This window comes from Nonomuraea sp. NPDC049486 (assembly GCF_040676925.1).
GTDB classification, from domain to species: domain Bacteria; phylum Actinomycetota; class Actinomycetes; order Streptosporangiales; family Streptosporangiaceae; genus Nonomuraea; species Nonomuraea ferruginea.
This window is the reverse complement of record NZ_JBFAPV010000032.1, coordinates 1-18,812: the sequence shown is the minus strand read 5'-3', so window position 1 is coordinate 18,812 and position 18,812 is coordinate 1. Positions and strand designations below refer to the sequence as shown.

General features: G+C 69.3%; 17 protein-coding genes. 6 read left to right on the top strand and 11 right to left on the bottom strand.

Annotated elements, in window-relative coordinates:
- Positions 1-49 precede the first annotated feature (49 nt).
- The 7 genes from AB0K05_RS43625 to AB0K05_RS43595 are packed head-to-tail and all read right to left on the bottom strand — an operon-like array spanning position 50 to position 6,754.
- Positions 50-679 (bottom strand): GNAT family protein, encoded by a 630-nt coding sequence (locus tag AB0K05_RS43625; RefSeq protein ID WP_364237593.1) that lies wholly within the window; start codon positions 677-679, stop codon positions 50-52.
- Positions 676-1,737: an HAD-IIIC family phosphatase gene (locus AB0K05_RS43620; protein ID WP_364237590.1), complete on the bottom strand. Its 1,062-nt coding sequence runs from the start codon at positions 1,735-1,737 to the stop codon at positions 676-678. The genes AB0K05_RS43625 and AB0K05_RS43620 overlap by 4 nt, the downstream gene beginning before the upstream one ends.
- Before the next feature lie 17 nt (positions 1,738-1,754).
- Entirely contained in the window at positions 1,755-2,891 is a 1,137-nt protein-coding gene (locus tag AB0K05_RS43615) for an acyl-CoA dehydrogenase family protein (RefSeq protein ID WP_364237587.1), read from the bottom strand.
- Positions 2,878-3,138 (bottom strand): phosphopantetheine-binding protein, encoded by a 261-nt coding sequence (locus AB0K05_RS43610; RefSeq protein ID WP_364237584.1) that lies wholly within the window; start codon positions 3,136-3,138, stop codon positions 2,878-2,880. Before AB0K05_RS43610 ends, AB0K05_RS43615 begins: the two co-directional genes overlap by 14 nt.
- Positions 3,129-4,007 (bottom strand): 3-hydroxyacyl-CoA dehydrogenase NAD-binding domain-containing protein, encoded by an 879-nt coding sequence (locus AB0K05_RS43605; protein ID WP_219547955.1) that lies wholly within the window; start codon positions 4,005-4,007, stop codon positions 3,129-3,131. Before AB0K05_RS43605 ends, AB0K05_RS43610 begins: the two co-directional genes overlap by 10 nt.
- Before the next feature lie 31 nt (positions 4,008-4,038).
- Complete coding sequence (locus tag AB0K05_RS43600; protein WP_364237581.1) at positions 4,039-5,217, bottom strand: hypothetical protein; 1,179 nt, start codon at positions 5,215-5,217, stop codon at positions 4,039-4,041.
- Between the two features lies 1 nt (position 5,218).
- Positions 5,219-6,754: an L-tyrosine/L-tryptophan isonitrile synthase family protein gene (locus tag AB0K05_RS43595; RefSeq protein ID WP_364237578.1), complete on the bottom strand. Its 1,536-nt coding sequence runs from the start codon at positions 6,752-6,754 to the stop codon at positions 5,219-5,221.
- Positions 6,755-7,024: 270 nt separating this feature from the next.
- Here AB0K05_RS43595 and AB0K05_RS43590 point away from each other — a divergent pair, with 270 nt between their 5' ends.
- The gene (locus AB0K05_RS43590; RefSeq protein ID WP_364237575.1) at positions 7,025-7,987 is read left to right on the top strand and encodes a hypothetical protein; all 963 of its coding nucleotides are present in this window, start codon (positions 7,025-7,027) and stop codon (positions 7,985-7,987) included.
- Positions 7,977-8,876: a pyridoxal-phosphate dependent enzyme gene (locus tag AB0K05_RS43585; protein ID WP_364237572.1), complete on the top strand. Its 900-nt coding sequence runs from the start codon at positions 7,977-7,979 to the stop codon at positions 8,874-8,876. The genes AB0K05_RS43590 and AB0K05_RS43585 overlap by 11 nt, the downstream gene beginning before the upstream one ends.
- A gap of 2 nt (positions 8,877-8,878) precedes the next feature.
- Here the strand turns inward: AB0K05_RS43585 and AB0K05_RS43580 are convergent, their stop codons facing one another.
- Positions 8,879-10,168: a hypothetical protein gene (locus tag AB0K05_RS43580; RefSeq protein ID WP_364237569.1), complete on the bottom strand. Its 1,290-nt coding sequence runs from the start codon at positions 10,166-10,168 to the stop codon at positions 8,879-8,881.
- A 5-nt stretch (positions 10,169-10,173) separates the two neighbouring features.
- Positions 10,174-10,347 carry a hypothetical protein gene (locus AB0K05_RS43575; protein ID WP_187280999.1) on the bottom strand — a complete coding sequence of 58 codons (174 nt, stop codon included), beginning with the start codon at positions 10,345-10,347 and terminating at the stop codon, positions 10,174-10,176.
- A gap of 141 nt (positions 10,348-10,488) precedes the next feature.
- Between AB0K05_RS43575 and AB0K05_RS43570 the strand changes: the two genes are divergently transcribed.
- Entirely contained in the window at positions 10,489-10,959 is a 471-nt protein-coding gene (locus tag AB0K05_RS43570; protein ID WP_271278780.1) for a S26 family signal peptidase, read from the top strand.
- Here AB0K05_RS43570 and AB0K05_RS43565 read toward each other — a convergent pair.
- Both AB0K05_RS43565 and AB0K05_RS43560 read right to left on the bottom strand, forming a co-directional pair.
- Positions 10,881-12,767, bottom strand: a complete 1,887-nt coding sequence (locus AB0K05_RS43565) for an ABC transporter ATP-binding protein (protein WP_364237564.1) — start codon at positions 12,765-12,767, stop codon at positions 10,881-10,883. The genes AB0K05_RS43570 and AB0K05_RS43565 overlap by 79 nt on opposite strands.
- A 111-nt stretch (positions 12,768-12,878) precedes the next feature.
- Complete coding sequence (locus AB0K05_RS43560; protein WP_187280998.1) at positions 12,879-13,046, bottom strand: hypothetical protein; 168 nt, start codon at positions 13,044-13,046, stop codon at positions 12,879-12,881.
- A gap of 357 nt (positions 13,047-13,403) precedes the next feature.
- Between AB0K05_RS43560 and AB0K05_RS43555 the strand changes: the two genes are divergently transcribed.
- From AB0K05_RS43555 to AB0K05_RS43545, 3 genes are all read left to right on the top strand, one after another.
- Positions 13,404-16,415: a BTAD domain-containing putative transcriptional regulator gene (locus AB0K05_RS43555; protein ID WP_364237560.1), complete on the top strand. Its 3,012-nt coding sequence runs from the start codon at positions 13,404-13,406 to the stop codon at positions 16,413-16,415.
- Positions 16,416-16,514: 99 nt separating this feature from the next.
- Positions 16,515-17,168 (top strand): M15 family metallopeptidase, encoded by a 654-nt coding sequence (locus AB0K05_RS43550; RefSeq protein WP_148029802.1) that lies wholly within the window; start codon positions 16,515-16,517, stop codon positions 17,166-17,168.
- Positions 17,169-17,325: 157 nt separating this feature from the next.
- Positions 17,326-18,812: M23 family metallopeptidase (locus tag AB0K05_RS43545; protein ID WP_364237557.1), on the top strand; the 1,487-nt coding region annotated here is incomplete at its 3' end.

Sequence of the window (18,812 nt, the reverse complement as noted above, 5' to 3'; positions counted from 1 at the left end):
CTTTCCTACAGCCGGAAAGTTATACCGGCGGGTGACCCGTGTAAACGGGTCACGAAGGGCCGGCCGGGAAAGTCCCGACGCTTATCATGTCCTCGGTATAACCGAGCTTCCGCAGCAGTCTGTCCCTTACTCCGGGCCATTCACACCGGATAATGCTGTAGAGGACGGAATCCCTGACCCGGCCGTCGTCGTAGATCATGTGCTGACGGATCACGCCTTCCTGCACGGCGCCCAGAATCTTCATGGCGGCCCTCGAACTCAGGTTGTACGGGTCGGTGATCAGCTCCACCCGGTTGACCGACAACCTTTCGAAGGCGTACGTCAACGTCAGCAGCCTGACCTCCGAATTGATGAGCGTTCCCCGGGCGCTGCCCGTGTACCACGTCGAGCCGAGGGCGAGGCGGCGGTGCTCGGGAGCCATGTCGTAGTACCGCGTCGATCCCACGATCCTGTCGTCCGCCCGGCGCCGCACCGCGAACGGGTAGAGCTCCCCCTTCGCGTCCCGTTCGACGGAGTAGTCGAACCAGTCGTCGAAGTCGGCCCCTCGTACGGTGGTGAAGTACGTCCAGATGCTCTGGTCGTCGCCGGCGGCCGCCCGCAACGGCTCCCGATGCCGCACCGTCAACGGCTCCAGCACGACGCGGGGCCCGGAGAACGTGCCGGGCCGGGCGAATCTCATCCGCCTCCCCTCCCTCGCTGACTGGTCCTGACCTCGACGTAGTGCGGGAACGGACGGACGACGCCCGGGTCGTGGTCCAGCAGCACCACGTCGCCCGACGCGGCCACTTCCCGGAATCCGTGGAACCTGTAGGTCAGGTACATCATGCGGTTGCGTTCGTTGGCGACGAAGTCCGCCCGCAGCCGGACGCCGTGGCGCCGGGCCGACCGGACGATGTGGCTCAGCATGATCCCGCCCACTCCGCGGGTGATGACGCGGCAGGACATGACGAGCAACTTCACCAGCCAGGCGTCCGGACCCCGCTCGACCAGCGCCAGGCCGACGGTCCCGCTGGACCCGTACCGATCTTCCAGCTCGGCGACCAGCAGGAGGTGATCGGGCGAGTCCTTGAGATCGTTCAGCTCCTCGTACGCGTAGTGGCGGCCGGTCGTGTTGAGCTGGCTGGTCCTCAGCGTGAGTTCCTCCGCCCGCCGCAGGTCGAGCTCCCCGGCCGGGCGGATCGTCATGCGCATGCCGAGCGTCTCCAGGAACTTCTCGCGGCTGCCCGGGGACTCGTTCTCGGCCCGGTTGCGCTGGATGTCGGCCTGGCACATCTGCCGCCGCCTCCTCGACTCGTCGGTGACGAACCGGGGTCGCATCCGGGGCAGGTCCAGCAGCCCGCCGAGGTCGGCGGCGTCGATCACGCTCACCTGAGGCAGGGCGTACCGCACCTCGTCCCGTTCGAACGCCTGATCGTCGACGAGGGCGAGGGTGTCCAGGCCGATGCCGAGCTCGCGGGCGATGATCCTGATCGACGCCGACTTGTCGGCCCAGCCGATCTGCGGATGCAGGAAGAACTCGGCGAGACCGAACTCGGTGACCTTCGCCCACGCCAGGTCGTGGTCGTTCTTGCTGGCGACGGACTGCAGGATGCCTCGGTCGTCGAGCTCGCCGACGACGGATCTGACGCCGGGCGCGAGGACCAGGTCGTCGCCTTCGAGCAGGGTGCCCTGCCACAACGTGTCGTCGAGGTCCCAGACGACGCACTTGATGCCCGGCCCCTGCCGCTCAGCCCGCATGCTCACACTCCGTCGCGTCATCGCAGGTACGGCCGCTGGAAGGCGTAGTCCGCCAGGGTCACCTGGTGGATCTCGTGGGTCCCCTCGACGATCCCCATGACGGTGGCGTCACGCAGATACCGGGCGACCGGGTAGTCCGTGGTGCAGCCGTTCGCCCCGTGGAGGTGGACCGCGTCGTTGGCGACCCGGATCGCCGCCTCGGCCGCGTGGTACTTCGCCAGGGCGGTCTCCATGACGGCGCGCGGGTCGCCCGTCTCCCGCAGGCATGCGCTCCGGTAGCAGACCGCCTGGGCGGCGGTGTGCGCGACCAGCATGTCGGTGAGGTGCCGGCGGACGAGCTGGTGGTCTTTCAGCGTGCGGTCCCCCTGGGTGCGCCGCCCGGTGTACGAGACGCAGGCGTCCAGGCATCCCTGGATGATTCCGGTGCTCCCCCAGGCGACCGAGAACCGCCCGTGGTCGAGCGCCAGGTTGGCGACGAAGCCGAGTCCCGCGCCCGTGGGCCCCACCTGGTGCGATCTCGGGACCCGGACGTCGTCCAGCCGGACCTCGGCCGGCATCGACCCCCGGGTGCCGAAGATGTCCGTGACCGGTGTCACGGTGAGGCCGTCACTGTGCCGGTCCACCACGAGCGCGACCGGCTCGCGTTCGCAGTGCGCGAAGACCAGGAACAGGTCGGCGATCTGCCCGAAAGTGATCCACTTCTTCGTGCCGGTGACCAGGTAGCCGTCGCCCACCTCCACCGCCCGCGTCCCGATCGCCCGGGTCGCGCTGCCGGCGCCGGGCTCGCTCAGCGCGAAGGCGATGATCTTGCGGCCGGTGCAGAGCTCCGGCAGCCATCGCTGCCGCTGATGCCGGTCGCCCAGCGCGGTGAGCGCCTGCGCCGCCATGTTGTGCACCGTCATCAGGCTGCGCACGGACGAGCACGCCTTGCCGATCTCCTCGGTGACCAGGCCGTAGCTGACCGGATCGAGCTCACCGCCGCCCCACCGCGCGGGCAGGGCGGCCCCCAGGTAGCCCTCCTCGCGCATCGCGGCCAGGACGGAAGCGGGAGTGGCCTGCTGCCGGTCGATCTGGTCCGCCAGCGGGGCGATCCGCTCGGCGGCGAACCGCCGCGCCCTGTCGCGCCACCCGGCCTGGACGTCAGTCAGCCGCATGGCCGGGCCCGGGTGGCGGCTGCGTCTTCCTCAGGACGAACGCCGTCAGAGCATCGATCGAGGAGAAGTTGGCGATGTCCAGATCTTCCCGCTCGGCCTTGATCGAGAACTCGTTCTCCACGAACTGGACGAGCTGCAGAGCGAACAGGGAGTTGACGAGCCCCAGCTCGAACAGGTCGTCCCCGTCTCCGACCTCCTCCATGATCGCCTGTCTGAGGTAGCTTCTGACCCTGGCTTTCACGTCCATCGGAGCCCCTGCTGTCCGGAGTAGTCGAAGAAGCCCTTGCCTGACTTCCGTCCGCGCAGGCCCGCGTCGACCATCTGCCTCAGCAGCGGGCACGCGCGGAACCTGCCGTCCCCGTAGCTCTCGTTCAGTACGTCGAGCGTACGGAGGACCGTGTCCAGGCCGATCAGGTCGGCGGTCGCCAGCGGTCCCATCTCGTGGGCCAGGCACTTGACGAAGATCTCGTCGACGTCGGCCGGGGTGGCGACCCTGTCGTGCACGACGCTGATCGCTTCGTTGATCGCCAGCATGAGAACGCGGTTGGACACGAAGCCGGGCATGTCGTTGGTGACGACCCCCCGCTTGCCCAGCCCGCCGAGGAAGCCCTGGACCGCCTCCACGGTCGCGTCGCTGGTGTGCCAGCCCTTGACGACCTCCACGACGGGCTTACGGAAGACGGGGTTCATGAAGTGCACCCCGATGACGCGGTCGGGTCGCCGCGTCGCGCCGGCCAGGCGGGTGATCGAGATCGCGGAGGTGTTGGCCGCCAGGATGCGGTCCGGCGGGCAGATCCGGTCCAGCCGGGTGAAGACCTCCTCCTTGATCGGCCGGCTCTCCGTGCTGTTGTCCACGACGAGGTCGATGTCGGCCAGGAGGCCGTAGTCGGTCGTGCAGTCGATCCGCGACAGGATGCCGGCATGGCTGGCCTCGCGCACCCCGGCATCGAACAGGGACGCGTACCTCAGGTTCTCGCCGATGGCCGACCGTGCCCGGTCGAGGATCCCGGTCTCGACGTCCACCAGGACCACCCGGTGCCCGGCCTGGGCGAGGCACTGCGCGACCTCGGTCCCGATGGTCCCCGCACCGATGACGCCGACGTTCGGAAACTCCATGGCGACTCCCCTGCCTGTACGTCGAGCCCGCTCAGGCGGTCAGCCCGAGGTCCCGGTGGACGATGCGCTCGATGGCGGCGGCGCCGTCGAAGTCCAGCTCCGCACGCCGGTCGGGTACGCCACGGCCGATCGAGCCGATGGCCCGGGCGAACATCCCCGGCAGTTCGGAGAGGTCGAGCGACACCTCGAGGTCCACGAACTGCCGCAGCCGGGCCGCATGACGGTATTGCTCATCGCGCCGATCCCTCCAGAACGGGAAGCAGAGAATGCGGGCGTTCCCCTGCAGCGCCTCCAGGAGCGAGTTGTAGCCGCCCGAGGAGATCACCAGGTCCGCGCCGGCGTGGAGAAAGGGCATCTTGTGGGTCTCCTTGTGGAGGCGCAGGTTGCCTGTTTCGACGAGGTCGCGGTGCCGCCGCGGCCAGGCGATGTTCGACCGGGGCCCCCGGACGATGTCGAAGGTGACGTTCGGGTACGCGCGGACGAGCTCCAGACAGCCCTCGATCAGCGGCTCGCCGAGCTGGCCGCCGCCGGCCGAGGCGACCACCCAGAGGTCGCCGTCCTTCAGGCCGCGGTCCTCGCGGACCGTCTTGACCGTGTCGTGCGGCACGCCGTCCGCGACGTAACCGGTGTGGACCGTCTTCCCGCGGATCGCGGGCCCGAGGTTGTACTGCGCCGCGAAGTCGAAGACCTTGCGATCGGTGGCGACCAGGATCCGGTGATAGTACGCGTCCAGATACCGGCCGGCCTTTCCGCCGAAGACGAGCCGGCGCAGGTTCGCGGTCTCGTTCAGCACGCCTCTCGTCACCAGGTACTTGAGGCATCGCGTGTCCTCGATGACCTCCGCGAGCTCCTCCCCCGCGCCCAGCGGAAGATGGTCGACGAAGATGACGTCGGGCTCGAACGCCTCCACGACCGCCGTCAGGATCGACTTCCGCAGCCGGACGGCGCCGGCTTCGTCCAGGACGACGAACGGCCGCCGGTCCCAGTAACGCGCCTTGTCCTCCAGGAGGCTGTCCCAGCTCGGCAGGTGGACGTACTCGCACTCCTCCGGCACGAACCAGTGCGCCGCTGACCGGTGACCGGTGACGATGAGGCACGAAAGACGCCCTTGGAGCCTTCTGGCCAGGCAACCGAGTCTTCTCAGGTGCCCGATGCCGGTGCCCCTGTCGTAGACGAAGAAGATCGCCCTCTTGCTCGGGCGGTTCGACACGCTAGTTCGTCCTCCTGCGTACGAGCGACCTCCGGACGACGGCGAGGAAGTCGTCCATGTCGGCGAACGTGACGTCCGGGTAGATGTAGAAGAGAGGCTGGCCGGCCAGGGCCAGCGCGTCGTCCACGCCGCGCACGCGCACCGGGATGGCGCCGGCTCCCTCCAGGGCGAGGACCGGAAGGGTGCAGAGCTTGACGTCCTTCCTCTTGGTGAGCTTGAACACCGCGGCGCCCGCCCACGCCTGGACCCTGATCCCGGCGGCGATCGGCGTCGACAACGCCAGCTGGCCCGCTTTCGCGTGGATGGTCCAGCGCAGATGGCCTGGCAGACAGGTCAAGATGGGGTCTTCCGTGAGCTCCCGGTCGCTCTTGATCTCGGCCATGTAGTCGATCGCACAGGCCCAGGACTCCCTCAGCATCATCTGTCTCAGGCGCTCCTTCACCCGATCCGTGGGCGCGAGCCCCGCGCGGGCGTCGATGCGGACGCCGGCGAGTTCGTCGGGCGGGATCGCCACATACGGTTCGAAGATGTGCGCTGTCAGGTCGCGGTAGAGAGCATGGCGGGCATCGGCCGGCAGGGGGTCGAACATGGTGAGCGAGTCGTACTTGATCGTGTAGATCAGGGATTTCAGCAGGGAGACGAACCGGCCCTCGGCATTGGCGTATTCCGGATCGGGCTCGACCCGGGCGGCCATGGTCATGGCGGACACCATGTCGTTCGGATCGAATACCGACCACAGCACCCGGCCGTACTCCGTGCGCGCTCCGGCGGCGATCGCGCTTTTCCGTCGCCGGTCACTCGCCGGCATCGAGTCCCGGAGCAGCGACCGGTAGTCGAGGATGGTGATGTGCTCGTCGAGCCGTAACCGTTCGACCCAGACGCCCAGACGATTCCAGTAGCGCTCGACGACGCTGTCCGGCTCGTTCACCAGCTTGTTGTAGCGGCTCCCGTCGGAAACGACCGTGAATCGCGCCAGAGGCCCTTGGAGATCAGGTCTCGCCGCCCGATAGATCTGCTCGACCGTCGACACGATCTCGTTGAGACCGAGGAGGAAATTGAGCTCGGCCAGGTCGGGCAGCCGGCCGCGGGTCTTGAGTGGTGAGGAGAATTTGAACGGCAGCGCCGGAATGAGCATCTCGATGGGAGAACCGGCCTCGACCCGCTCCGCCACGGTGCCGCACAGCAGCTCTCTGGAGCAGCTTCGCAACGGCTCGGCGCGATACTGCCGGTCGAACATGACTTCCGTGATGACCTGAGCTGTTCCGACCTGGCGTGGATCGGCCAGCCCGTAATCCTGGTAATTATCGCGCGCCCTCGACCGTGCGGCGGCGGCCCGATGCCCGGAGAAGACGTCGCAGGCTTCACGCAGGGCGGGAATCAGCCGGTCGTGGACGGCCTCGGCGTCGATATGCAGCGTCTTCGCGACGAACCGGTCCTCGTCGTAGAGTTCGAGCCGCGGATCGCCGGCGAGTTCGTGCATGAAATGCGAACTGATCACGGCCTCTTGGATCTTGTCGAGGCCGACCTGGTAGGACACCTGTTCCGGATAAGGAGCCCGGGGAAACTTCATGGCGCCAGATCGCCGCATATCCAGTCCATGTGCCGACGCCCCCTCAGCTAATACCGGCCACCTCGACGGGGCCTCGGTGCTGAAATGTCTTTCGGGACCATCCGCCGCGGGCGGAACATGGCTGAACCACTACTATCACAGCCCTATCCGGCCAACAAGCAGTCATTTCCGTGGCCGCGCCGCTCCGAGATCATCCGAACGGCCCGGCCGTTGACGACGGCCCCGCGAGATCGGTTCATGTCGCTTGACGTGCGCGAAGACGTGTGTCGATACTGCGATATGCGGAGCTTCGACCAGGTGGCCGTCTACGAACACAGGGCCTGGAAGGGGTTCCTGCTTCCGGCCGTTCTTCCGGGCGCGCGCCGCATCACCGCCGGCCTCGGAGAGGGATTCCAGGATGTGCTTTCACGAATACCGGCCGGCTGCCGGTTATTCGTGTTCCATATCAACCTGACGCTTTCCGCCCGGGTGCCGTTCGACCGGGAAAAACTCGTCGGAGAACTGCGGGCCCGAGGCGTCACGGTTCGAAACGCCGGGATCACCGACATCTCGAAGCGCGCCGTCCAACGAGCCTGTGCCCGGGCCGGGGTCGCCACGGCCACGGCGCCCCGCCAGGGCGATCCCGGCGAACCGCTGCTGGTCAAGACGAACTGCAACTACCACGGCGTTCGAGAATGCGAACTGACGCTTCCGCAGCGGCGAATGCTCGGATACGAGGCACCGCACGACATGCCGTCCTCCAGAGCGGAGGGCGAATATCGGGTGATGAGGCGCGACGAAGTTCCCCCAGCAATCTGGGCCTCGCCGCACTGGGTCGTCGAGCGGTACATCACCAATGCGGCCCATCGTTTCCATCGTGTCTATCTCGCGGGTGAGGCCATGGTCGTGTCGCGGGTGCACGACTCGGCGGTCTTCAAGAAGATGCCGGTGGGCATCACGCGCGAGAGCTACTACCTGAAGACGTCCGACGCCGGCCGCCCGGCGGCGCTCCCGGCGGACGTCGCCGGCGCCGCGGCGATCTCCGCCCGCGTCTCGGACGCCGCGCGGGTGGAGTACGGAGCTTTCGACCTGGTCAGCGACGATAACGGCGATCTCTACCTGATCGACGTCAACACGACGCCGTCCTGGGGCGACGGAGGACATCCCGATCTGCTCGCCTATCTCGGGGCGGGTCTCGTACGGAATCCCGATGGAGGATAGGCGGGAGACGGCGCTGATCCGGCTGCCCTGCCTGGAGGAGCGGCTGCGCCTGCCCCACGTCTATGCCAAGTGCGAGATGGGGAACCCGACGGGGACGCACAAGGACAGGATCGCGGGCGGGCTGGTGCTCGCCGCGATCCGCGACGGAGCGGCCGGCGTCACGGCCGGCAGCTGCGGCAACCTCGGGGTGGCCCTGAGCCGGGCGAGCCGCGCGCGCGGACTGCCGTGCACCGTCTTCGTGCCGATCCGGTACCACCACACCCGCTCAGAAGAGATGACCGGCCTCGGAGCCGTGGTGATCGCCCAAGGGGACAACTACGAGGCGGCGGTCAGGGCCAGCCGGAGCTTCGCCAGGAAGCGCCGGCTGTTCGACGCCAACCCCGTCGGCCGTGGGGGGAGGATCGCGATCCTGGCGTACGGGGCGATCGTCGACGAGCTGATGGCGCAGTGCCCGGTGCCGCTGGGGTCGATCTGGCTGCCCGTCGGCAACGGCACGTGCGCGGCCGGGGTGCACGCCCGGCTCCGGCACCACGGCGTCGAGGTGCGCATCGGCGTGGTGGGAAGCGCCGGGAACACCGCCCTGACGGCGAGCCTCGCCAGCGGCCGCCTGGTCGAGCTCGACGCGGCGCGGTTGCTGGAGACGGAGGTGAACGAGCCGCTCGTCAACTGGTCCTCGTTCCATGCCCGCGAGGCGATGGACGCGGTCCTGGGCACGGGGGGCCACTTCTGCGACGCGACGGACGAACAACTGGTCCTGGCCAGTGACGGCATGTTCAGGCACGCCGGTCTCCGCGTGTCCCCGGCGGGCGCGGCCGGTCTGGTGGGCCTGCGGGCCTTCGCCTCACAGCTCGACCGGGCGTCGGCGCACGTGGTGGTTCTCACCGGTTGAGCTCACAGGAACCGCCGGAGCTTGCCGCCCGGCAGGTTGACGGCCGGGACGTTGACGAGCTCGAACCTGGCGCCGGGGAAGCGCCCGCGCAAGACCGCGGCCAGGGCGGTGTCACCGCCGGGCCGGCCCACCCAGGAGATCACGATCCGATGGTCCTCTCCCGGCGCGACCTGGAACTGCTTCACCGGAGGATCGGCCGCCGCGACCGCCGCGCCGATCTCCTCGGCGGTGATCGAGCCGGTGCCGTCCCCGTAGGCGGCCCGCTCGCGTCCGGGCATGGCGACGATGGTCTGCCCGTCGTGGCCGCAGCCGCACTCGCCCGAGGTCACCGTCGCCCTGTCGCCGATGCGGTAGCGGATGAAGGCGTGGCGCCAGTTGAGCGCGTTGGTGATCAGCAACTGCCCCGTCCCCGTCGGGCCGAGGCTTCCGTCGCCCGCTTCCACCTCGACCGTCAGATGATCCGTCACCACGTGCATGCCGGTGCGATGCCGGCACTCGTACGCGATCAGGCCCGCCTCGCTGGCGGCGTACGCGTCGAGCACAGAGCATCCGAGCCCGGCCTCGATGCGCGCGCGGTCGTCGGGGTAGAGGTTCTCGCCGCTGCACACGACGTAGGCCGGGGCGATGCGCCCGCCTCCGTCGTGCGCGCCGTCCAGCTCGATGAGATCCAGCAGCACCGAGGGCTTGGCGTGCAGCAGGGCGATCCGTGCGCGGCGGAGGTGCTCGACGAGCGCGACGTCGGTCATCTCGTCGCGGCCAAGGATCAGCCTCCGCAGGATCGCGCCGTCCAGGGCGGGCATCACGACCGAGGTACGGAGATCGCGCGGTGAGTCGGAGATCACGAAGACCGAGGGTTCGCCCGGGACCAGGGACGAGAAGAAGGCGGGCAGCACCGTCGAGAAGCGGAGGTAGCTCGCGTGGTTGAGATCGAAGAAGCTCGGCAGGTCCCAGGCGACGCGAAGGGTCCGGCCGAAGGTGCCGTTCGTGGAGATCCGGAGGATCTCGCCGCGAGGATCCTCGAAGTCGGTGCTGATGAAGTCGAGGCGCCTGTCGTCGTGGTCGGCCCGATCGATGACCGGGAACCGGTCCAGATCGCGCACCGCGCCCTGGAAGAGGTTCCGATAATGGGGGACCGCGGCCGAGCACTCCGCCAGGAACGCCCGCTTCAGGTCTCGGCAGGTCAGCCGTTCCACCCACAAGGGGTACGCCTCGAGTGCCAGTCCGAGATTGACGCGGGCGTTCTCGCGCGAAGTCTCGTCCGCGGTGAGATCGTCTCGCTGGGTCGCCGGCATGTGGCTCAGCACATGAGCAGGATCTGGATCCCCCGCGCGCATGCGAGCCGCTCGTCGGCGATGTCGTCGATGTGCCGGCGCAGTGCGGCGCGGACGTCGTCGACCGTGCCGAGGTGCTCCTCGGCGACCTCGATCACGACCCTCTGCTTCGCGCCCGCTGTCGCGTAACTGTCGTTCATGTCCCCTCCCCCATCATGAAGATGACGCTGGCCGCGCCCCTCTATGGCTTTCTGTGCGGCGAGCGTAACACGGGGTGACATGGCCGATCCGCCAACCTTTCGTGTGGCGCCACGCGGGGGTGCGGCACGTAGGGTGAGCGCGTGTGGTACTTAGTGATCTTGTCGGCGGTGATCGCCGGCGGTCTCGCCGTCGCCCGGCGCCGGCTGGTGATCGTCCAGGTGACGGGGCCGAGCATGCTCCCGGTGTACCGCTCCGGAGATCGTGTGCTCATCCGCCGCGTGGCCGGTTCGAGACTCAGGCGGGGTCAGGTGGTGGTCTTCGAATCGGCGCTGGAAGGCCGATGGCGCACCGGCCCGCTGTCCGCCCCGAAGGACTCGAAGTGGCTCATCAAGCGGGTGGCCGCGCTGCCCGGCGATCCGGTGCCGCCGGAGGTCACGCACGCGGTGAACGCCCCCGAGGGGGCGCTGGTCCCCGAGGGGCGGCTGGTCGTCATCGGCGACGGCCCGGCGAGCGCGGACTCGCGGAACTGGGGCTATCTCCCGGCCGACCGGGTGCTGGGCGTGGTCGTGCGCAGGCTCTCCCCCGCTGAGGGGTCCGGCGTGAGCTCGTAGCCGCTGGCCTGCAGGCCGAACAGCCGCGCGTACGTCCCTTCCATCGCCATGAGCTCACCGTGGGAACCGCGTTCGGCGATCCTCCCGTCGCTCAGCACGACGATGAGGTCCGCGTCCCGCAGGGCTCCCAGCCGGTGTGAGATCAGGACGCTGGTCCGGCCCGCCCGATGCCGGCGCAGTCCCAGGTGGACGGCGTGCTCGGCCTCCGCGTCCAGGCCGGAGCTCGGCTCGTCGAGGATGAGCAGATCCCTCCGGTGGCGCATCAGGGCGCGGGCCAGCGCCAGCCGCTGCCACTGCCCGCCCGACAGGGTCACCCCGGCCTGGCGCTCGTCGTCGTCGCCGAAGAAGATCCGGCTGAGCAGCGTGTCGTAGCCCTTGGGCAGCGTGTCGAGCGTGTCGTGGATCCCGGCGCGCCGGGCGGCGGCCCGGACGGGCTCCGGATCGGCGCCCGCGGCCAGGTCGCCCAGCATGATGTTCTCGCCGGCGGTGAGGTCGTACGCCATGTAGTCCTGGAACACCGCGCCGACCCGGGCGCGCAGGTCGTCCGGGTGCACCTCACGCAGGTCCACGCCGTCCCAGTGGATGGAGCCGCGGACCGGGTCGTACAGCCGGCACAGCAGTTTGACCAGGGTGCTCTTGCCCGCCCCGTTCAGGCCGACGAGGGCGACGGCCTGGCCGTGCGGGATGAAGAGGTCCACGCCGCGCAGCACCCAGGGGTGCTCGTCGTCGTAGCGGAACCACACGTCACGCAGTTCGATGCCCGTTCGCAGCGGGGGCAGCGCGGCGGGCTCCGGGGCCACCGGGAGACCGGGCCCGGCCCGGACGACGCCGATGTAGTGCCCGAACATCAGCAGGGCGTTGTGCGCGCCCGCCCACTGGCTGACGATCGCGGTCAGGGCCGTCTGCACCCCGGCGACGGCGGCGACGAACACCGAGACGTCCCCCACGCTCAGACCTCCCGCGGCGGCGGCGAGCACGGCCCAGATCAGGCCGCCGGCCGCGACGGCGGCGCCCAGCAGGGACAGCAGCCCCTGGCTGTGCAGCGTCCGACGGTCCAGATCCCGCTCGGCCTCGTTGACCGTCCCGAGCTCCGTGAGCATCCGGCCGCGCAGGAAGTCGCCCAGCCCGAACAGCCGCACCTCCTTGGCCGCGTCGGGGCTGGTGAGAAGGGAGCCGTAGAAGAGCTGGCGGCGCGTGTTGGAGCTGATGCCCCACATCATGCGGGCCCTGCGGCGGCTCAGCGCGAGCTGGACCCGGGCCGACGGCAGGGCGGCGGCGATGACGACGACGACCATGACCGGGCTGAGCACGGTCAGCGTGACGACGAACCCGAACAGCGTCAGGATGCCCTGGCAGATCGCCAGGGACGAGCCGACGATCTGCTGCGGAGCGTTCTGGCCGGCCTCATGGGCCAGCCGCAGCTCGTCGTGGAAGGCGGGGTTCTCGAAGCGGCTGAGCCCGGGGTCGGCGTTGACGGCCTGGAACAGCCGGTCGTAGATCAGCGTCTGCAGCCCCCGGTGCAGTTGTCCCTTGAGGTAGTCGGAGACGTGCGGCAGGACGACCAGGGCCAGGCCCGCCACTCCGAGTGCGGCCGCGAGCGGGAGGAGGACGCCCTGGCCCCCGCCGTCCGCCAGCCTGTCGAGAACCAGCTTGGTCAGCCACGCGGTCACCACCGGTGCCGCCCCCATGAGCAGCACCGTCGCCAGCGAGCCCGTCAAGGCGGCCGGCTGCGCCCGCCACGCCAGCTCGACCGCCACCCATCCGCGGCGGAACAGGGAGACCCCGGCGGGACCTTCGGGGTCCCTCACGTGATCACCGCTCGGCCGGCGCTGGCGAGGCGGATGACGACCATCGGCGCCGGCCGGCGCGAAGCCGACCGGCGCACGTACCGCATGACGATCACTCGGCGAGGACCTCGATCAGCGCCAGGGGGTGCAGGCCGTGTAACCGGCGGCGATGCAGCACGTCCTGCGGATGGTGTAGCCGACGAACTTCGTCTCGTCCCAGCAGGTGTCCGCGGCCGCGGAGGTCTTGGGCAGCAGCTTGTCGAGCAGCCGGTCACCCAGCTTGCCCAGGGAACGGATCATGAAATCTCCTCTGTCGAGCCCCGTAAGAGGTCATGCCGGAGCGGTGATCATTACTTGCCGGCGCCTGCAACCTATGCGGACCAAGATCAGAAAATAATGATCAAGATCGTCATATCAGACGATTCCGCTTTGATGACTTTTGCTGTTGACAGATTTTTCCGGGTCCGTCAGCATCACTGACCTGCTCGATCCGCCGGCTCTGGACGCGGGTGCCCGGCCCGCGACGCATTCCGTGAGCGTACGAGAAGGTTTGTGACAGCATGGGTGGCGCACCTCGATCTTCCCGCCCTCGCCTGCCACATGGCACGGTGCGGACCTCTGAACGGCTGCGGTCAGTCACGAAGCTGGGAGAGCTCGATGGAATTTCGGCTGCTCGGGCCCGTTGAAGTCTGGAACGACAGGCGCCAGGTGTCTCTCGGGGGGACCAAGCCCCGGACGCTGCTCGTGGCGCTCCTCCTCGAACCGGGCAGGGTGGTCACCAGCGAGCGGCTGGTCGAGGCGATCTGGGCGGAGGACCCGCCGGCCACCGCGAAGGGGATCCTGCACACCTATGTGGCCTCGCTGCGCCGGGCGTTCGCGGCCGCGGGGCTGCCGCCCGTCATCATGTCCCACCGCGTCGGCTACCTCGCCCAGATCCCGCCGCGCACTCTGGACAAGGACGTGTTCGAGCAGCATCTGGCCGAGGGGCGCGGCGCCGCGCGGAAGGGCCACCACCGGGAGGCGTCGGCCTCCTTCCGGGCCGCGCTGTCACTCTGGCGCGGGACGGCGCTCGGCGGCATCGGCGACTCCTTCCTCCGCGCCGAGGCGGACCGGCTGGAGGAGCTCAGGCTGGCGGTCATCGAGGAACGGGTCGCCGCCGATCTCGGAGCGGGCCAGGACCAGCAGCTCATCGAGGAGCTGACAGAGCTGGTCGCCCTGTATCCGGGACGCGAGCGCCTGCGCCGCGACCTCATGGTGGCGCTCTATCGCTCGGGCAGGCAGGCCGACGCCCTGGCGATGTACCAGCACGGCAGGCAGGTCCTGATCGAGGAGCTGGGCATCGAGCCGGGACCCGAGTTACGCGAGACCCAGGCGGCCATCCTGCGATCCGACACCACGCTGCTGCACAGGGCGAAGGCCGCCGCCCAGCTGCCCCGCCAGCTGCCCTCGCCCGTGCCCGACTTCACCGGCCGCGCCGAGGAGACGGCCCGGCTGAGCGGATATCTGACCGGCCCGGACGCCGTGCCGCTCTGCGTCATCTCCGGGCAGGGCGGCGTCGGGAAGTCGGCTCTTGCGCTGCAGACGGCGTACGAGGTCGCCCCCCACTATCCCGACGGGCAGCTCTACGTCGAGCTGCGCGGCACGACGGAGGCGCCCGTCACCCCGGAGGAGGCGCTGGGGCGGCTCCTGCGCGAGCTCGATCAGCCCGGCACGCCGATACCCGCCGCTCTGGAGGAGCGCGCCGCCCGCTACCGCACGCTGCTGGCCAGCAGGCAGAAGCTGATCGTGCTGGACGACGCGGTGTCCGAGAGCCAGGTGAGACCGCTCCTGCCGGGCGGCAGGGGATGCGCGGTGATCATCACCTCGCGCAACCGGCTCGCCGGGCTGGCCGGCGCGGCGTTCGTCGATCTGGGCCTGCTGCCGCGGGAGTCCGCGTTCGAACTGCTGTCACGGATCAACGGTCCCGAACGGATCGCCGGCGAGTCGGACGCGGCCTGGCGCCTGGTGAACCAGTGCGGTGGCCTGCCTCTCGCCCTGCGCGTCGCGGGGGCGCGACTCGCGTCGCGCCGCCAGTGGTCGGTGGCCCGGCTGGCCGACCGGCTGGACGACGAGCACCGCAGGCTGGACGAGCTCGCTGTCGGGGACCAGGCGGTACGCGCCAGCATCGGCCTGAGTTACCAGCTGCTGCCGCCGCTGGCCAAGACCGCGCTGCGCCGGCTCGGCCTGCTCGGGATGCCGCACTTCACCGTCTGGGTGGCCGCCTCCGCCATGGAGGCGAGCCTCGACGTCGCCGAACAGGCGCTGGAGCAGCTGGTCGACGCCTCCCTCGTCGACCTCGTGGACGCGGATCCGACGGGCCAGGTCCGCTACCGGCTGCATGACCTCACCCGGCTGTTCGCCAAGGAGCGCGCGGCGGCCGAGGAGACGGAGGAGGCGTGCGCGGCCGTGGTCACCCGGGTGCTGGGCGGGTGGCTGTGGCTGGTCGAGCAGCTGAGCGAGGCCCTGCCCACGGGCATGATCCCGATGCGGGCCACGACCGGGCTGACCCACCCGGTCGACGCCGAGGTGGTGCGCGCGGTGCTCGCCGACCCGCACGCCTGGTTCCGCAGAGAGGAGGAGTCGCTGATCGTCGCCGTCGAGCTCGCGGCGGCGATGGACCTCGACGAGATCGCCGTCGAACTGGCCTCCGCGTTGTCCGCCGTGGCCTTCGAAGGCAGCCAGTATCTCTTCGACAACCCGTTCGCGGCCTGGCACCGGACGCACCAGGCCGCCCTCGCGGTCGCGCGGCGGATGGACAACACACTCGGCGAGGCGAAGCTGCTCGCCGGGCTCGGCCAGCTCTCCTACGAACGCGACTCCTTCGCCGAGTCGCGCGAGTATCTCAGCCAGGCCCTGCCGTTGTTCCGCGCCGCCAAGGACACCAGGGGCGAGGGCACCACCCTCGCGGCACTCGGCGCCGCCTGCCGCGAGCAGGGATATCTTCCTGAGGCCCTGCACTTCCTCGGCAAGGCGGAGGAGCTGTGGGACGACCTCGCCGACTCGGCGGCCGTCGCGCACATCAAGCGGCTGATGGGCACGGTCCACCTCGAACGGGGAGACTACGCCGCGTCGTGGGCCTGTCTCACCGCCGCGCTAACGCTCTACCGGCAAGGCGAGAACCGCCGCGGTGAAGGGCTGACGCTGCGCAGCATGTCGCTGTACCACCGCGCGCGAGGCGAGCTCGACAGCTCGGAGGCTCTGTGCGAACGGGCGCTGGCGATCTTCGAGGACCTCGGGGACCGTCTCATGGTGGCCTACTGCCATCGTTCCCTGGCCAAGACCCGCGTGCGGCTGGAGAGATACGACGAGGCCCGCGAACCGCTGGAGGAGGCGCTGGTCACCACCCGCACTCTCAGCGACCGCTGGGGCGAGGCCTGCACCCTGCGCACCCTGGGCGAGCTCTATCTGGCCGAAGGGCGGCTCTACCAGGCCAAGAGCCATCTGGAGGAGTCGCTGCGGCTGTGGGAAACGCTGAACATCGCCCTGTTCCGCGCCCGTACCCTGCGTGACCTCGCCCTGGTCCATCAGGCCCTCGGCGACGACGCGACCGCCGAGACCATCCGGTCGGAGGCCGTGGAGGTCTTCCAGTTGTACGGCGCCCGCGAGTACGGCGAATCCCTTCCGCTGTAATGATCTGTAACGCCGCTACAGCGCTTTTGGAGCACCTGGCCGCACCATGGTGACCTGGCGTCTCACGCGGAGCGCCGACGGTCCATCACGAAGGCTTGCATGACTGAGATAGTGCTTCTATCGGACAAGCGAATCGCCGAGACATCGGTGAGGGAGTGCGGAGAACCCCTGCTGGATCTCCGCACCGTGGAGGCGCTCCAGCTTGACCTGAGGCTGGCCGATCCGGCCGGCGCCTTCGCGCACGTACGGGTGAGCGTGGCCGACCGGCTGGTCGCGGCGCAGACCCGGTTGCCCCGCGGGCTACGCCTGCTGATCGTCGAGGGCTATCGCCCGCCCGCCCTGCAGCGGCGGTATTTCGCCGACGCCCTCGCCCGCCACCGGGCCGCGCACCCCGAATGGGACGAAGGCCGCGCCCGGATCGAGACCAGCCGGTACGTCGCACCACCCGAAGTGGCCCCGCACACCACGGGCGGCGCCGTCGACCTGACCCTGTGCACCGCCGACGGCGTCGAGCTCCCGATGGGCACATCGGTCAACGCCACTCCGCCGGAGAGCGACGAGGCCTGTTACACCGCCTCGGCGGACATCTCCCCGGAGGCGAGAGAGAACCGCCGGCTCCTGTCCGCGGCCATGACCTCCGCCGGGTTCGTCAACTACCCGACCGAGTGGTGGCACTGGTCCTACGGCGACCGCTACTGGGCCTTCAGCGCCGGGGCACACCACGCCACGTACGCCACGACCGACGCGCTGTGAGTTCGCGGCCTCTCGATCGGCACGGTCGTACCGCCTCACGGTAGGCGCCGTTCCTCGTTCACGGGGCTGTGGCGTCGTCTGGAGGGAAGTTACAGCGGATTTGCAGGGCCCGCCGGGAGTCTGTCGACATCCGATCGATGCTTCCCCGGAGGATCTCGTGTCCCAGTCCGCTGTCTTACGCGTCGCCATCACCGGCACGCTCATCGCCTTAGGCATGGTCACCACGGCGAGCCCCGCCCTGGCGGCCCCCAACCTGCAACTGCCCTTCCCGTGCGGCCAGCAGTGGCGGCTGGACACGTGGGCGCACGCCCCCGCGCTCGACATGGTCAAGGAGCCCGACCAGCACGGCACCGACGGCGCCACGTTGATCGCCCCCGCCGCCGGGACGGTGAACCAGTCCTTCTACCACAGCAACGCCGGCAACGTCATCCAGATCAACCACGGCGGCGGCTACTTCACCACCTACCTCCACCTGGAATCCCGCGCCGTCTCGGTCGGCGCCAGGGTGAGCATGGGCACGACGATCGGCCGGGTCGGCAAGACCGGCCCCACCTCCAACGGGCATCCGCACCTGCACTTCGAGCTCGGCTACGACGCCGACGGAAGCGGTTCGGCCAGCTGGGGAACCGCGGGCTCCGAACGGGTCAGGCCCACCTTCAACGGTGTGACCTACGGCGGGTCGAACGGCCAGACCTGGCGCAACGTCACCAGCCGCAACTGTTCGTCCCCGGGACTGGACGCTCCGGCGATGATGCGTGACGACGGCGACGGGTCGATGACGATCTACCGGTGGTCCTCGACCGGATCGGGTTTCGGCCGCGCCTCCGACTACACCTCCGGTGGCTGGACGATGGCCAACACCGGGGACCGGGTGGCCTCCGGGGATGTCGACGGGGACGGCAAGGACGATGTCGTCGCCGCGTACCAGAACTCGGACGGGACCTTCAGCTTCCACGTCTGGAAGAACGGCGTCTCCTACGCCGGTAAGTGGTACACCTCCGGGCCTTACGCCCTGGGTCCGGTCGATGGACGCCTGGTCGTCGCCGACTTCAACGGTGACGGCAAGGCAGAACCGGCGATGATGCGTGACGACGGTGACGGCTCCATGACGATCTACCGGTGGACCTCCAGCGGGTCGGCCTTCAGCCGCGCCTCTGACTACACCTCCGGCGGCTGGACGATGGCCAATGTCGGCGACCGGGTGGCCTCCGGTGACGTCGATGGAGATGGCAAGGACGACATCGTCGCCACGTACCAGAACTCGGACGGGACCTTCAGCTACCACGTCTGGAAGAACGGCCTGTCCTACGCCGGTAAGTGGTACACCTCCGGCCCTTACGCCCTGGGTCCGGTCGATGGACGCCTCGTCGTCGCCGACCTCACCGGTGACGGCAAAGCAGAGCCCGCCATGATGCGCGACGACGGCGACGGATCGATGACCATCTACCGGTGGACCTCCACCGGATCCGCCTTCAGCCGCGCCTCCGACTACACCTCCGGCGGCTGGACCATGGCCAACGTCGGCAACCGCGTCGCCTCCGGCGATGTCGACGGAGACGGCAAGGACGACATCGTCGCCACCTACCAGAACTCCGACGGCACCTTCAGCTACCACGTCTGGAAGAACGGCGTCTCCTACGCCGG